Consider the following 14,587-nt stretch of genomic DNA (forward strand, 5'->3'; position numbering starts at 1 on the left):
AATCGCCAAGCACGAAGGAAAGCTGGCCAAACTCAAAAAAATGCTGAAAAAAGCCAAGTAACACGGCATGGCTGTTAGAAAAAAGGCGAAGGGCTCAAACCCCTTCGCCTTTTTTAGTGGTTCGGTTTTATTAACCCGACGGGTTAATACATGAAGCAGGGATGCTTCATCATTGGCCGCAGGCCAATGCGAACGCCGCGGAAACCAGCATGTCCGCGCACCTGCGCCCGTTTCCGTGGCGTGATGTGCAAATAGGTAGGGAACCTATTTGCACATCAGGTTAATAACAGGATTGACGATCAAGGTGTGAGCCCGGGAACCTGCGAATGTAGCGGTTCAATGATTTCGGACACCGATTTAGCTGGTACATTCACCACCGCAGATGCGGTGTTTTTTTGCAGTCTTGACTATCCTTGTTGGCGGTTGTCGGCGCCATTGAGGCCCGGCTGCGAGCAGGAAACGGTCAGGAGGCTAAGATGACACATCCGGAATCTGATTATGACTGGCTTGAAGACAAACTCGGCATTACCTTCGGCGTCGGCCTCGATTGGGAGGCGCAGTACCAGTGCTTCTCGCTCTACACCAAGGCGGGTGGCCAGGAGGAACAAAAGGCAGAGGAACCCGGGCACGGCAGTAGCGACACTATGGCGATTGCGGTTCGGGCGTTGCTGCACTGAAATTGGGTTTGCCTGACCAGCAAGAGGGTAGGAGTTCCTCGCCACGGTTCGATACTGCAGAACCGTGGCAAGACCTTGCGGGTATTTCAGGGGTTTGGATGCCAGCCGGCGTCGGCCCAAAGTTCACCGCTGATGGCGGAGTTGGAAACCATGAAGCAGATGGCGTCGGCGATTTCGGCAGGGCGGATCAGGCGGCCCAGCTGAGTATCCGGCAGTACGTGTTTTTCGATGTACTCTTCCCCGAGGGCTCGCACCATCGGCGTATCCGTGAAGCCGGGATGGATGACCCCGCAGCGCACGCCGTAGAAGATCGCTTCCTTCATCAGGGTGGCGGCGGCGCCTTCGAGCCCGGCCTTGGTCGCAGCGTAGGAAATCTGTCCCTTGTTGCCCTGGGACGAGACTGAACCGATAAAGATGATCGCGCCCTGCACGCCCTCATCAGCCTTCCATTTTGACAAGCCTTCGGCGAAGCGTACCTCGGCGATACGGGCCACCATTTCCAGTGCCCAGTAGACCGGCGCAATCAGGTTGACGTCGATGACCAGCTGAAATTTTTCCTGTTCGTAGATGCGGGCCTTGCCGGTATCCTTGTCCAGACGCACGGCCAGAGAGTCGCGGGTGATGCCCGCGGCGGGAATACAGATGCTGATGATGCCGAACTTTGCCTGGGCATCGTCGAATACCTTGGCACGGAAGACGGCGTCGGTCACATCGCCCTGGTAGGGGAAGGCGACCTCGCGACCAACCTCGGTGTTCACCTGCTCGGCATTGACCTGGACCTGTGGCGTCAGATCGACCATCAACACCGCCTTGATGCCCCGGTTGGCGAGCTCTATTGCAACTGCGTTACCGATGCCGCTTCCGGCTCCGGTGATGATGGCGACTTTATTTTTGATTTCCACGCTGATGCCTCCATTGAACGGATTGTTAAGCATTCTTGAGCTTAGTCGGAAGTTTGTGCATCGCAATAAATACGCGTAAATAGTCCGCAGAGGTGACGCGCGTCCGCGGGCACTCCATCCTTGCAATTGGCAGGTAACCCTTTAAAACATATAGGGTGACTCGTGCTCTACAACCGGTTCGCGAGGGGACATGGGTGGAGTCACACAAGACGTCGAGGCAGCCAGGAATGTGGGGCGCCGCGGGCAACCGTCAGTAACAGGGAGATGGCATGAAACATGTTGAGAAGCATAAGACTCACCGTACGGGTTGGCTGCGGGCGGCCGTACTGGGCGCTAATGACGGTATTGTATCCACCGCAAGTCTTATCCTTGGTGTAGCGGCGGCGGGGGCTGGATCGCACAGCATACTGGTCGCGGGCGTTGCCGGCCTTGTTGCGGGAGCGATGTCGATGGCGGCCGGCGAGTATGTCTCGGTCAGTTCGCAGGCCGATACCGAGCAGGCCGACCTCGCCAGGGAGAAAAAAGAACTTGCGGCGGCGCCCGAGCATGAACATGCAGAGCTGACGGCGATTTACGTAAAGCGGGGGCTCGACCCGGCGCTAGCCTTTGATGTGGCGACCCAGCTGATGCAGCATGATGCGCTGGGCGCTCATGCGCGTGACGAGCTGGGAATCTCCAGTACGCTCGCGGCACGGCCTGTTCAGGCGGCACTGGCATCCGCTGTTGCGTTTGCCGCCGGTGCGGCGCTGCCGCTGCTGGTTGTTATTCTGCTTCCGGCCAGCACGCTTTTGTGGTTTGTCTCAGGCGGCTCGATGGTGTTTCTGGCGCTGCTGGGGTACCTGTCGGCGCGCTCGGGAGGTGCACCTGTATTCCCGGCTATCATGCGCGTTACCTTTTGGGGCGCACTGGCAATGGCATTAACCGCCGGTGCGGGGGCTCTGCTCGGTGTGGCTGTCTAAGGAGCCTAAGTGTGGGTCCCAGCAGGCCTGTCGGGATTTATTCATATTACCCCCGTCAGTTTCATGTTTTTCACCGCGCACTTAACGCATCACCTCGAGTCCCTGTGCGGTGCAGAGTGGGTAGCGGCTGGCGGCCACCGACGTCAGGCCACCCGAAAGCTGAATCAATCCGCCGGGGTGTTATCCTGATGGATAATCAGCTTTTCCGGCTGAGGTGCTAACTGCAGAGGAGGGGGCGTGAGATATTTTGCGTATGGTTCAAACATGTCGCTTTCCCGGCTAAGAGAAAGAGTACCCAGTGCCAGGCGCCTGGGCTGCTATTGGTTGAAAGGGCATCAGTTACGCTTTCACAAGCTAAGCAAAGACGGATCTGGAAAGTGTGATGCCTATTTCACCGGCAGCGAGGATGACTTTGTTATGGGTGCGCTGTTTGATATCGATCCTGGCGAGAAGAGAGTGCTGGATATTGCCGAAGGGCTCGGTTTTGGATATTCCGAAAAGTTGGTCCTGCTGCAGAGTCATGAAGAGCACGAAATCGAAGCGTTCACGTACTGCGCACTGATAATTGATGGGTCGCTCAAACCGTACTCCTGGTACCTGAACCACGTGCTGGTTGGCGCCAGTGAGTCTGAACTGCCAGATGACTATATTGCAATAATCGATGCTGTGGAGAGTGTTCAGGATGTTGATTACATCAGGCATGCGAGAGAAATTGGAATACATCGTTAGCGGCCGTTGATGTTTACGGTCCCATAGATTCCCCGGGCACTCCGATATTATTAGCCCGGCTGACAAATACATCGTCAGCCGGAGCAGTGCCGGAAGTCTGTAGTAGCCAGGTCTCTTTTAAAAAAGATGGCCGATTGCGAACCCGGGAAGTCAGATAATAAGTGCCACACTCAGGGTTGAGCTGCGAACAGCTTGATCCAGATCAACCCTCGCTCGGCTGGCGCCTCCGTTCCCGGCTATAACCCTTCAAGTCATCTAAAGTTAATGTAAATATGGAGTTGTGCGGGTCGCCGGATTTTGGCGAAACTGACATAAACCGGGGGGTGCCGGATGGCCAACGAACTGATTTTAATGCTGCACCCCAGCTTTGGCGTTCTGGCGATCCTTGCTGCGCTCTGGGTGTTTGTCGAAACGCTGCATATCGATCGACTGAATGCTGGGCGGGTTCGTGTTGCCAGTCTGGGCTGCGCGGTGCTGATGTGGCTCAGTTATCTGGTTGGCGGCTACTGGTACGTGCTGTTTTACGGCGCCGACAAGGCGCTCATCAACAGCGGACCCTGGCCGTTTGCACATAGCTTCTTCATGGAAACAAAAGAGCATGTGTTTTTTGCCTTGTTGCTGATGGCTTCTTATCTTCCGGTCGCGGCGTTCAGTCTGTCCGCCAATCGGGCAGCGCGCGCGGTTGTCCTGTCGGTTGCCGGGTTGATCGTGTTGCTCGGGCTGGCCATGGAAGGTGCGGGGGCCTTTGTCAGCATGGGCGCCAAGGTTGCCTTGCTTGGCAAGGCCGCAGCGGGAATGTAACGATGAAAGAAATCAGATTGGGCAAGTACACCGTCTCTTTCGGTCTGGCACTGGCTGTGACCAGTCTGCTGAGTGCACTGCTGGTCGTTGCAAAGGAAAGCAACGAAGCAACGGTGCTGGCCTGGATGAAAGCAGCCACGGGCCATCACTGGGTCACGCACGGTGTTATTGATGTGGTGTTGTTTCTGGTGCTCGGGTTTGTCTTTGCCCAGGCGGGATGGGGGGCCAGGATGGGTGGCACTGCACTGGCCACAAGCATCGGTATCAGTGTCCTGCTCAGTAGTCTCATCATCGCCGGATTTTTTATCTATTAACCGGGTGGACAAATAGGTTCCCTACCTAGGAGGCTGTCCGAGCACACGCAACCTACTGCGAACCATCTGAGTTTGGCTGTTTTTTTGTGCTGTTTATTACTCGTCGCAGGCTCCTCGGTCTGCGACCCCGCTAAAGCGGTTCTTTCCACTTCGTTCCAAGTGTTAAATAGAACCACTATTCGCCTTAAAACACCGCAAAAACCAACTCAAATCAGCCGACTCTCGCTACGGCCAGCATTCTCGGACAGCCTCCTAGTTGTCCGTCACCCCACAGCCCTTTAACTCAAGAGAGTGGGCGCGAGTGCGTGGACATGCTGGTGTCTGAGGCGTTTGCATTGCCCTGCGGGCAATGATGAAGTATCCCTGCTTCATGTATTAACCTGCCGGGTTAATAGCCTGTTTGCGGCTTTGGTTAATGGGAGGCGTCACATTCGGGCCTATAGTGTTGATAGGCCGATACAGTGCATGGAGCACGAGAGCAAAATATGACTGCTGACACGAATAGATCACCTGCCGAACCCTCCGTCGAATCGCTGGGCGGTTCAGGCCTTTCGAGCCTTCTTCGGCGCCTGCTGCTGGCGACCCGTCCGATGTTTCTCACAGCCTCGATACTGCCGGTGCTGGTGGGCACAAGCTGGGGCTACCGGGTGGGCGGCACGCTGGACTGGACCGCACTGGCGCTGGCGCTGGCTGCCATCGTGCTGATCCATGCGGCGGCCAATGTGCTGAATGACGTTTTCGATGACCTGGGCGGTACGGACAGGCATAACGACGAACGCATATTTCCGTTCACCGGAGGCTCCCGGTTTATCCAGAATGGCGTGATGAGCGTTCGGCAGATGGCGCTCTGGGGCGCTTTTCTATTGATACTGGGTATCGTGTTCGGTCTGGGGCTGGTGGTTCACAGTGGAATGCTGGTGCTGCTGTTCGGAGTGGCAGGAGTTGCGCTGGGTCTGCTGTATTCAATTCCGCCGATGCAGCTCAATGCCCGCGGGCTCGGTGAGTTGGCCGTTGGCGCGGGCTTTGGAATTTTGCCGGTGACGGGTGCCGCATGGCTGCAGAGCGGCATTTCCGTCGTGGGGGCGCTGGTGCTGTCTCTGCCCATTGCCTGCTGGATCATGGCCATTCTGCTGATGAATGAGGTTCCGGACCTGAAGGCCGATCAGGCGGCAGGAAAACACACGCTGGTGGTGCGCCTGGGCCTGAACCGAACCCGCTGGCTGTATTTGCTGCTCCAGGTACTGGCATTGGCGATTCTCGCGGTGGCCGTATCACTGGGCATGTTGCAGAGCGCGACGTGGTTGATTCCCGGGATATTCCTGCTGTTGGCGGCCATCGTTGCTGCCTTTGGCGTCGGGGCTGTGACGGCACGGCTCAAGCGCAGTATCCAGTTGACACTGATGATCCATATGCTGGGCGGACTCTGGCTGATTGCCTGGATACTGCTGTGAGTCGCCATGACCTGATTAACCGTGAACGCCATCACAGGGTCAGGCGCTCGATTTTTTCTGGTCGTCACCCCACATGCTCTTTAACCCAAAAGAGTGGGCGCAAGTGCGCGAACGTGCCGGGTTCTTCAAAGGGGAAGCGCTGGGGTGCGCACTGGGCCATCTTTTTCAAAGTAAGGCCCAGTGATGAAGCACCCCCTTGTCCCATGTATGAACGCACCGGGTTCATAACAGTAAATCCATCAGCACCAATAATGCTGAGGTTGCCTGTGATTCGCGCGCCGTTTCCTGCCGTTTATTCTTAAAACTAAAAGTCTTATAGCCAAACATTTGTTTGAGAACTGGCCGAGGCCGGTAAAGCGGCCTAAGTTTTGTCTGTACTTCATGCATTGGCTTCTCGCCTCAGCGCGAACGCCTCGCTGCCAGTGATCTGTACTGAGCATAAATGGCACCGCTGCGGCAGCGCCGACAGGAGTTGAACCCTAAAGGGAGTTTGACATGAATTTTCAAAGCACGGGCCGCCCGTTAAGCGAGAGCGGCATGGAAGAAGTCTGCGATACCCTGGGTGTTGCTGCTGCCCAGGTCTGGGCGGTGCTCAGCGTTGAAACCCGGGGATTCGGTTTTCTGGAGAATCGTAAACCGCGTATCCTGTTTGAGCGTCATATATTCCACCGCCTGACGGATGGCGCCTATGATCAGGTGAATAGCAATATCAGCAACTCCAAGCCGGGTGCTTATGTCGGCGGTCCTGCCGAATACGACAGACTGGAAGCGGCCCTGTCACTTGATCGGGAGGCGGCGCTAAAAAGTGCCTCCTGGGGTATTGGCCAGGTGATGGGTTTTAATTACGCAGTGGCAGGTTACCCCAATATCGATGCAATGATCGATGGCATGTTGGCAGACGAAAACACCCAGATGCTGGCCATGGCCAATTTTATAAAGGGCAACGATCTGGCCGCCGCGATGCAAAGCCGAAACTGGGAGGCCTTTGCCCGTGGCTACAACGGTCCTGCTTTCCGTAAAAATGATTACGATACGCGGCTCGCTGCCGCCCATGCCCGTTTCAAGGTAGCACTGCCGAATCTCGGGCTGCGTACCGCCCAGGCGGCACTGCTGTTTTTGGGGTTTGATCCGGGCCCTGTCGATGGTGTGCGCGGGCGCAGAACGCGCTCGGGGCTCATTCAGTTTCAGGAGAACGCCGGCCTTGCCCAAAGTGGAGAGCTGGATCAGGATACCGAATCCGCGCTGCTGCAAGCAGCGTTTCCCAGTTGACGAGGACGGCGTGACCACTGTCGTCAGTCTGGCGGTTGGCATCGCTGCCCAAGTATCCAGTGGATGCCAAAAGCTGCTGGCAAGCAACCTGCAGATAAGGCACTATCTCGGCCTGTATTTACCACTGTGACGGTCGATACGCCGAATTTAATTTTTCAAGGTCTTTATCTGTGGCAGTAAAACCAACGATCTATAAAGCACGGATTTCGCTGTCCGATTTGAACCGTGATTATTATGACACCCTGAACCTCACCATCGCACAGCATCCGTCCGAGACACTCGAACGGATGATGGTGCGCGTGCTGGCGTATTGTTTAAATGCCCGCGAATACCTGGCCTTTACCAAGGGCCTGAGCGCGGTGGAAGAACCCGATATCTGGGCCCGTACCCTGGATGACCAGATTGCGCTCTGGATCGATGTGGGCGAGCCTGCGCTGGAGCGTGTCAAAAAGGCCACGCACCAGGCGCGGGAAGTACGGGTCTACAGCTTCAATTCCAAGTCGGATGTCTGGTGGGAACAGGGCAAAAGCAAATTCAAGGGACTGAAGGCATCCGTGTATCGTTTTGAATGGCCGGAAATCGAGGCGCTGGCCGCGCTGGTGGAGCGCACCATGGATCTGTCCGTGACCCTTACCGGGGATTCTGCCTATATCGCGGCGGCCGGTGGCGAATGCGAAGTTTCCTGGACGGTGCTGCAGCAGGTCTGATAGGCCCCAGGTAGCACCGCCGGGCGTGCTTTTCAACCGGTGGACACACAGAGGCAGGGTGTCTGTGTGTCCACCCTGTTACCCGGTTATCTGGAAGGCCGAATGATGCAGCTTTCCTGCATCGGCTAATCCCGAATCAACAAGAGAGCTTAGCTTTCCTCCTCGGCTTCGCGCAGTCGCTCCTGGCGGGCCATTTCCTCGGCAAATACCGACTTGATCTCATCCAGTACCGCGTCGACATCGGCGCTATCGGTGCTTTCGGCAAACTCCCCGGTCAGCTCGATGTCTTCGTGCAGCTTGCCATCTTCATACAGGGCCCAGATTTCCTTGGCATAGCGGCTGCCCAGCAGTTCAGGTGCGAACTGGCCATAGTAGAGGGTCATGTTGTTGACATCCCGCGCCAGCATGGACTGGGCGTGATTGTTGGCTGCTGCATCCACGGCCTGGGGCAGGTCGATAATGACCGGACCGTATTCATCCACTAGTACGTTGAATTCCGACAGGTCGCCGTGCACCACGCCGGCGCACAGCATGCGCATCACGTAATGCATCAGCAGGGTATGATCCTCCAGCGCCTGCTCAGCGGACATGGACACGTCGCTCAGGCGCGGTGCGACATCGCCGGCTTCATCGGTGATCAGTTCCATCAGCAGGACGCCGTCCATGCAGCCATAGGGCTGCGGTACGCGCACGCCGGCCGCTGCCAGACGGTATAGCGCGTCGACCTCGGCGTTTTGCCAGGTTTCTTCCTGTTGCTTGCGGCCGAATTTGGACCCCTTTTCCATGGCCCGGGCGCGGCGACTGTTTTTGACCTTGCGGCCTTCCTGGTAGTTGACCGCCTGCTTGAAGCTGCGCTTGCTGGCTTCCTTGTAGACCTTGGCACAGCGAATCTCGGTGCCGCAGCGCACCACAAAGACATCGGCTTCCTTGCCACTCATGAGTCGGCTGAGTACTTCGTCGACAAGGCCGTCTTCAACCAGGGGGAGTATGCGTTTTGGAGTTTTCATGGGGCTCTGTTACCTGAACCGGTGGCCGGCTGGAACAGCGCTGGTAGAACAGGCAGGTGTGCAGTGGTGGAACAGCGGCATCCAGAGGACTCCTTGACAGGCTGGGGCCAAACTCCGGGACGACCCCGGAGCAGGGAGTCTGAGTTTAGCATTGCTGTGCCGCATGCTTCGACCGCCGGGCGCTGAAACCGGCGGTTTTTTCGGAATTTAATGCCATTTGGCCGTTGCGTGTTAGCTCGACGCTGGCACAGCACCAAACATGAACGCCGATTGCAGGCTGCCCATGACCTTGTCTTCAAACACCTTGAGGCCCGGGTCCGCACCGCCGGCGCCCGCGACGACATGCAGTGGCAGCAGGTGTTCTTCGACCGGATGGGAGGCCCGCCCGCCGGGTGCACGGTCCCAGTGGGCCAGGCGCTTTTCACGCTCGTCCTGTGGCAGAGCCACGGTCTCGGCGAGCCAGCCGTCAAAGAGGACGGAGTCAGGATCGGGCTGGCTGCCGCCCTGGCGCAGGCGCTGCATGTTATGAAAACTCATGCCGCTGCCAACGATCAGCACATCTTCATCGCGCAACGGCGCCAGCGCCTTGCCCAGCGCCAGGTGTTCTGCCGGGTCGAGGCCTGCACGCAGCGACAGCTGAACCACTGGAATATCAGCCTCGGGGACGGCGAGTTTGAGCGGAATGAATACGCCGTGGTCGAGTCCGCGCTTGTGGTCCTGTACGCAAGGTATGCCGGCGGCGCCGAGAAGGTCCTGGATGCGGTTCGCCAGCTGCGGATTACCGGGCGCCGGCCACTCGAGCTGATAGGTGTGAGCGGGGAACCCGTAGTAGTCGTACAGCAGGCCAGGTGCTGCCTGGGCATTGACGCTGAACTCTGGCGTTTCCCAGTGCGCGGAGATCACCAGCAGAGCCCGCGGACGGCGACCGACCTGGTGAATCAGATTGCGCAGCCAGCTTTCCATGTGATCCCAGGTGCCGGCCGGCGGCCAGTCCATGAAAAAGCAGGGGCCGGCCCCGTGGGGAAGGTACACACTGGGCAAACGCTGATGACTCATGGGATGTCCTCTGAAACAGGAGATTGAACTAAATGCATACCGGGCGACGGACGCCTGGCATTATTAATCCGGAGGATTAATAGGCGAAACAGTGATGTTTCACCATTGGCCGCAGGCCAATGCGAACGCCACAGAAACCAGCATGTCCACGCACCTGCGCCCGTTTTTCTGGCGTGATGTACAAATAGGTAGGGAACCTATTTGTACGCCAAGTTAATAAGAAAAAGACCGTTTATCCGTGTATTTAAACGGTCTTCGCAGGGCCGCAGGCTATCAGAAACGCAGCCCCAGGCGGCTATCCAGCGAGAAGCGTTCGCCGCCGCGCAGGAAAACAGCGATGGCAACCAGGCCCCACATCAGTGGATATTCCACCCCGCCGTTGGTCCAGAAAAAGCCGTTGCCGGTGTGCACTGTGAGCGCAACGCCCATCAGGATGGCGATGCCCAGCGCCGCCGGGCGGGTCAGCAGGCCCAGCACCAGTGCCAGACCCCCGAAGAACTCGACCAGGCCGGCCAGCAGGGCGAACAGGTAACCGGGTTCCATTCCCAGGCTCGTGGCGAAGAACTGGCCGGTGGCATCCAGGCCGTAACCGCCAAACCAGCCGAACAGTTTCTGCGCACCGTGAGGCATCAGCAACAGGCCGGCGGTGATGCGTATTAAAGGATAGCCCAGCGGTGACAGGCGATCGAACAGGGAAGGGGCAGTCTCGGTGGTCGTGTAGCTGGTCATGGCGGGTCTCCGGTGCGTGCAAGAAGGGTGTTGTCGGTACGTTGAAAAGAAAGACCATGGTATGTTGGTTTCTAAAATTAAAATAGAATGCAAAATTGGAACTTATGGTTTCCAATATGGAAACCTAAACGGCGCAGTCAGTAACCACAAAGCGATTCGATCCGCAGAGGGCGCGAAGCATGACATCACATATCGGCAGTGGGTCTTTCAGTTTTGGCGGCATGCTCGGCGGGTCGCTGGAAGATATAAAGGCATTCTGCGCAGTGATTGAGTTTGGCTCGGTTTCGCGCGCCGCGACGGAAATGGGTGAAACCAAGGGCAGTATCAGCCGGCGAGTATCACGGCTTGAGTCGAGACTCGGTACAGCCCTGTTAGCGCGCACACCCAGGGCGGTGAGCGCAACGGAGGAAGGGAGTGCCTTTTATGCGAAGGCGCGGGATGCACTTTCATTGCTCGCCGATGCCACCCAGGGCGCCCGCCAGTCGCGTACCGTGCCCCACGGTAACCTGCGGGTTACCGCGCCGATGGATATCGGTCTCGATGTGCTGCCCCCTCTGCTGGTGCGGTTTCGGGCGCTGCATCCCCAGATTACAGTAGAACTGCTGCTGACTGACGCCGCGCTGGATCTGGCGGCCAATCGGGTTGACCTGGCGCTGCGGGCGACGTCGGGCAACCTGCCGGATATGGGATACCGGGCATCGGCGCTGGTGGACTTTCGCATGCGGCTCTATGGCGCACCGGCTTACCTGGCTGCGCGGGGTACGCTCGAAAGCCCACAGGATCTGGAGACCCAGGACCTGGTAACCTCCCGGGAACTGGTCGGTGCTGCCAGCCTGTCGCTGTTTAACGAGAAGGGCCGCAAGGTCGAGGTGACAGCACGACCTGTGGCCCGTACCACGGACTACGCCAGCGTACACCGGATTGTTCAGGCGGGCGGCGGAATTGGCATACTGCCGGACCTTATCGCCGGGGCGAGCCTCGCGGCCGGCCTCATTGAACCGGTGCTGGCGCAGTGGCACCTGGGGGGCGGCAAGCTGTATGCCATCAGCCTCAGTGGTGATCAGGCGCCGGCACGGGTCAGTGTGTTTCGTGATTTTATTCGCGCCGAGCTCAATAATGCCGGTTCCGCAGTCACTGCTGATCACTGACACGGCGCCCTGAGAGCCGGTCCGTCCATGGCGGTTTTGCTCGTTCACGGCGGCACATTCGGCAGGGCTTGAGCTGCGGCTTTCATGCGCAGGTAGCGTTCCGCCGTGCCGGGGTGGCTCAGTCCGCGCGTGTGACGAATGGATGCCGGGAAGTCGGTTCCCAGGCGACGCCAGAATTCCACGCCCGGCGCGAGCGCATAGCCTGCCCGGTGCAGCAGCACCAGTGCCTGCAGATCGGCTTCCAGCTCCCAGCGCAGCGCCCGGTGGTGCACGCCAAGGGTGGCGCCGATGCCAGGGCTCGGATACCCCTGGGTCAGGGCCAGCAGATCGAGCAGTGCGCCGAGCAGCAGATTTTGCAGCTGCTTGTCGATATGCTGCAGGCCGTTATGGGCCAGCTCGTGGGCGATAACGAGTGCCAGCTCATTATCCTCCTGGGCATAGGCGAGCATGGCCTGGGTCACTCGAACCTGCTGACCATCGGCGTAGGCGTTGATGACGCTGCTGCGGCTGAGGCGAATGGGCCAGTCACACAGCGTATCAGGCCACAGCTTGACGACTATAAACGCATCGCCGCGCGCAAGCTCCAGGTTCAGTGGCCCTGATACCGCGTGCAACGTTTCATCGACAGTATCCATATCCTCAATGCTGCGACCCTGCAGGCGCAGCAGGCGGTCACCTGCCCGCAGTCCGGCACGGGCTGCCGGGCTGCCGGGAACAGGTGTGCGTAGCATCGGTTGTCGATCCAGCGTGTAGAGCGTTCGGGCGGCGTCGCGGCGCGACGGCGCATAGCTGGCAATGCTGTGCAGGCGCAGCCCGTAATCACTGCGCTGTTGTACCGGGCACAGGTCACGGGCAGCGGCGATAAGCAGCGGTCGTGCCACGCGGGCCAGACGGTACTCGCGCGCGTGCTGGCGAACCAGGGCTTCGCTACGCTGGTGTTCCGTTTCGGTCGTGATCGCATCCGCCGTGGGTGGGTCGGGCAGGGGGAGGGTGCTGGCGCAGGCGCTCAGCAACAGTGCAGATACCAGTGCAGGTACAGTACGGGACGCTGAGCATGAAATGCGCATCAGTCACCGGCAGGGGGCAGGTTGACGTTGCCATTTTCTGCTGTGACCCTTGAGGCTGGAGGTCTGCGTCGTGGGCCTGCAGTGTCGCGTTCTGTCCATGTGCTGATCACCTTTTGAGCGGCCATGTTGACGTGCTTGCGCCGCCTTGACAGGACCAAAGGCGCCGAGCGTGGGGTGAAGTCAGTGTAGCAGCCAAAAAGCGGCGCAAAAGGTGCTTGAATCGGGATGTTTAGGTCCCGGCCTCACTTGATCCGCAGGCGGCATTCGTCCATGCTGCACGGCATTCGCCGATGCACCGGCGAGCCCATTTTTAAAGGCAGGGCCGAACCATGACGTACAAACTGACAGAGCAGCAGCGGATCAAGGTTACCGCCCGCGACGCGCAGGAACGATTTGACCACTTTCTGCAAAAAGTGGCGGACTGGGAAGAAATTTGGAGCCTGAGTGACGCCGAAGGCTGCGTCATGCTGACCACCGAGGATGGTGAAGGCTGTCTGCCGGTATGGCCGCATCCGGACTACGCGCTGGACTGGGCCACCGAAGGCTGGGAGGGCTGCGAGGCGCTGAAAATCGATCTGCAGGCGTGGTTTGACCGCTGGTCCAGCGGCCTGGATGAAGACGGCATTCTGGTGGCGGTGTTCCCGCGTCTGGATGAAGAAGGTGTACTGTTGTCGGCCGGCGAACTGACCGAGTCGATCGAAACGCTGTTGGGAGCTGGTGGTGACTGAGCACAACTCTGACGCTCACTCCGGTTCAAGCGCGGACACGACTGCGCATCCGTTTGAAACCCTGACGCCTGAATTCATCATGGATGCGGTGGAGGCGCTGGGGTATCTGTGCGATGGCGTCATCTTTGCGCTGAACAGCTATGAAAACCGTGTTTATCAGGTCGGCGTTGAAGATCAGGCACCGTTGATTGCCAAGTTTTACCGGCCGGCCCGCTGGAGCGAAGCCCAGATACTGGAAGAACATGCCCTGTGTTACGAAATGGAGGAGCATGAACTGCCGGTGGTAGCGCCCTGGCGTGATGCCGATGGACGTAGCCTGTTCGAGCGCGAAGGGTTCTTCTTTGCGCTCTATCCACGCCGCGGCGGTCGGGCACCGGAGTTTGACAACCTGGACAACCTGCTCATCCTGGGGCGTTTTCTGGGGCGCATGCACGCCATCGGGGCGAAGAAGCCGTTTTTGCACCGTCCGGTACTCAACAGCCAGACGTACGGCCATGACAGCGTGGCGTTACTGCACGAGGACTTTATTCCGCGGGATCTGCGCCTGGCGTACGAGACCCTGAGCCGTGATGTGCTCAAACTGGTGGATGAAGCCATGGCAGAGCCCACAACACTGATTCGAGTGCATGGTGATTGTCACGCCGGCAACGTGCTGTGGCGCGACAACACGCCAAACTTTGTCGATTTCGACGATGCTCGAATGGCGCCAGCGGTGCAGGATATCTGGATGTTGCTGTCGGGTGATCGCAACAGCCAGCAGCGTCAGCTGTGCGAGGTGGTGGACGGTTATAACGAGTTTTACGACTTTCATCCACGCGAGCTGCGCCAGATTGAAGCACTGCGAACCCTTCGCATCATGCACTATTCGGCCTGGCTGGCACGGCGCTGGAATGATCCTGCATTTCCTCGGGCGTTTCCCTGGTTTAACACCGAGCGTTACTGGAGCGAGCACATCCTCGAGTTGCGTGAGCAGTTTGCCGCCTTGCAGGAACCTCCCCTGCGGCTGCTATAGTGATCGGCGTGTGCCGAACCTACGGTAGCGT

General features: G+C 58.5%; 16 protein-coding genes. 11 read left to right on the top strand and 5 right to left on the bottom strand.

All coding sequences use genetic code 11. The annotated features are described in order from the left end of the window. Positions 1-476: 476 nt before the first annotated feature. Positions 477-677 carry a hypothetical protein gene (locus F451_RS0104830; RefSeq protein ID WP_020680219.1) on the top strand — a complete coding sequence of 67 codons (201 nt, stop codon included), beginning with the start codon at positions 477-479 and terminating at the stop codon, positions 675-677. An 86-nt stretch (positions 678-763) separates the two neighbouring features. Here F451_RS0104830 and F451_RS0104835 read toward each other — a convergent pair whose 3' ends face one another. Further along, positions 764-1,579, bottom strand: coding sequence for an SDR family NAD(P)-dependent oxidoreductase (locus F451_RS0104835; RefSeq protein ID WP_040879432.1), 816 nt, complete (start codon positions 1,577-1,579; stop codon positions 764-766). A 269-nt stretch (positions 1,580-1,848) separates the two neighbouring features. Between F451_RS0104835 and F451_RS0104840 the strand changes: the two genes are divergently transcribed. The 7 genes from F451_RS0104840 to F451_RS0104870 all read left to right on the top strand — a co-directional run bounded on the left by F451_RS0104840 (position 1,849) and on the right by F451_RS0104870 (position 7,809). Further along, a complete protein-coding gene (locus tag F451_RS0104840) occupies positions 1,849-2,538 on the top strand; it encodes a VIT1/CCC1 transporter family protein (protein ID WP_020680221.1) in 690 nt (229 codons plus the stop codon). A 237-nt stretch (positions 2,539-2,775) separates the two neighbouring features. Beyond that, positions 2,776-3,267: a gamma-glutamylcyclotransferase family protein gene (locus tag F451_RS0104845; protein ID WP_026291510.1), complete on the top strand. Its 492-nt coding sequence runs from the start codon at positions 2,776-2,778 to the stop codon at positions 3,265-3,267. Positions 3,268-3,597: 330 nt separating this feature from the next. Beyond that, positions 3,598-4,068 (top strand): hypothetical protein, encoded by a 471-nt coding sequence (locus F451_RS0104850; RefSeq protein WP_020680223.1) that lies wholly within the window; start codon positions 3,598-3,600, stop codon positions 4,066-4,068. 2 nt (positions 4,069-4,070) lie between these two features. Then, positions 4,071-4,382, top strand: coding sequence for a hypothetical protein (locus F451_RS0104855; RefSeq protein WP_020680224.1), 312 nt, complete (start codon positions 4,071-4,073; stop codon positions 4,380-4,382). 485 nt (positions 4,383-4,867) lie between these two features. Further along, the gene (locus F451_RS0104860) at positions 4,868-5,833 is read left to right on the top strand and encodes a prenyltransferase (RefSeq protein ID WP_020680225.1); all 966 of its coding nucleotides are present in this window, start codon (positions 4,868-4,870) and stop codon (positions 5,831-5,833) included. A 495-nt stretch (positions 5,834-6,328) separates the two neighbouring features. Continuing rightward, a complete protein-coding gene (locus tag F451_RS0104865; protein ID WP_020680227.1) occupies positions 6,329-7,102 on the top strand; it encodes an N-acetylmuramidase domain-containing protein in 774 nt (257 codons plus the stop codon). Positions 7,103-7,272: 170 nt separating this feature from the next. After that, positions 7,273-7,809: a YaeQ family protein gene (locus F451_RS0104870; protein ID WP_026291512.1), complete on the top strand. Its 537-nt coding sequence runs from the start codon at positions 7,273-7,275 to the stop codon at positions 7,807-7,809. Positions 7,810-7,958: 149 nt separating this feature from the next. On the opposite strand, the gene F451_RS0104875 is transcribed toward F451_RS0104870, so the two are convergent. From F451_RS0104875 to F451_RS0104885, 3 genes are all read right to left on the bottom strand, one after another. Further along, positions 7,959-8,816 (bottom strand): PA4780 family RIO1-like protein kinase, encoded by an 858-nt coding sequence (locus F451_RS0104875; RefSeq protein WP_020680229.1) that lies wholly within the window; start codon positions 8,814-8,816, stop codon positions 7,959-7,961. A 231-nt stretch (positions 8,817-9,047) separates the two neighbouring features. Next, entirely contained in the window at positions 9,048-9,872 is an 825-nt protein-coding gene (locus tag F451_RS0104880; RefSeq protein ID WP_020680230.1) for a DODA-type extradiol aromatic ring-opening family dioxygenase, read from the bottom strand. A gap of 273 nt (positions 9,873-10,145) precedes the next feature. Next, a complete protein-coding gene (locus tag F451_RS0104885; RefSeq protein ID WP_020680231.1) occupies positions 10,146-10,601 on the bottom strand; it encodes a DoxX family protein in 456 nt (151 codons plus the stop codon). Positions 10,602-10,780: 179 nt separating this feature from the next. Between F451_RS0104885 and F451_RS0104890 the strand changes: the two genes are divergently transcribed. Then, the gene (locus F451_RS0104890; RefSeq protein ID WP_020680232.1) at positions 10,781-11,749 is read left to right on the top strand and encodes a LysR family transcriptional regulator; all 969 of its coding nucleotides are present in this window, start codon (positions 10,781-10,783) and stop codon (positions 11,747-11,749) included. Positions 11,750-11,793: 44 nt separating this feature from the next. Here the strand turns inward: F451_RS0104890 and F451_RS0104895 are convergent, their stop codons facing one another. Continuing rightward, entirely contained in the window at positions 11,794-12,816 is a 1,023-nt protein-coding gene (locus F451_RS0104895) for a M48 family metallopeptidase (RefSeq protein ID WP_020680233.1), read from the bottom strand. A gap of 329 nt (positions 12,817-13,145) precedes the next feature. On the opposite strand from F451_RS0104895, the gene F451_RS0104900 reads away from it, so the two are divergent. Further along, complete coding sequence (locus F451_RS0104900; RefSeq protein WP_020680234.1) at positions 13,146-13,544, top strand: DUF2750 domain-containing protein; 399 nt, start codon at positions 13,146-13,148, stop codon at positions 13,542-13,544. Continuing rightward, the gene (locus F451_RS0104905; RefSeq protein ID WP_276202586.1) at positions 13,537-14,556 is read left to right on the top strand and encodes a serine/threonine protein kinase; all 1,020 of its coding nucleotides are present in this window, start codon (positions 13,537-13,539) and stop codon (positions 14,554-14,556) included. Before F451_RS0104900 ends, F451_RS0104905 begins: the two co-directional genes overlap by 8 nt. Positions 14,557-14,587: the final 31 nt, after the last annotated feature.

The sequence above is a fragment of the Marinobacterium rhizophilum DSM 18822 genome (assembly GCF_000378045.1).
Taxonomy (GTDB): Bacteria; Pseudomonadota; Gammaproteobacteria; order Pseudomonadales; family Balneatricaceae; genus Marinobacterium_A; species Marinobacterium_A rhizophilum.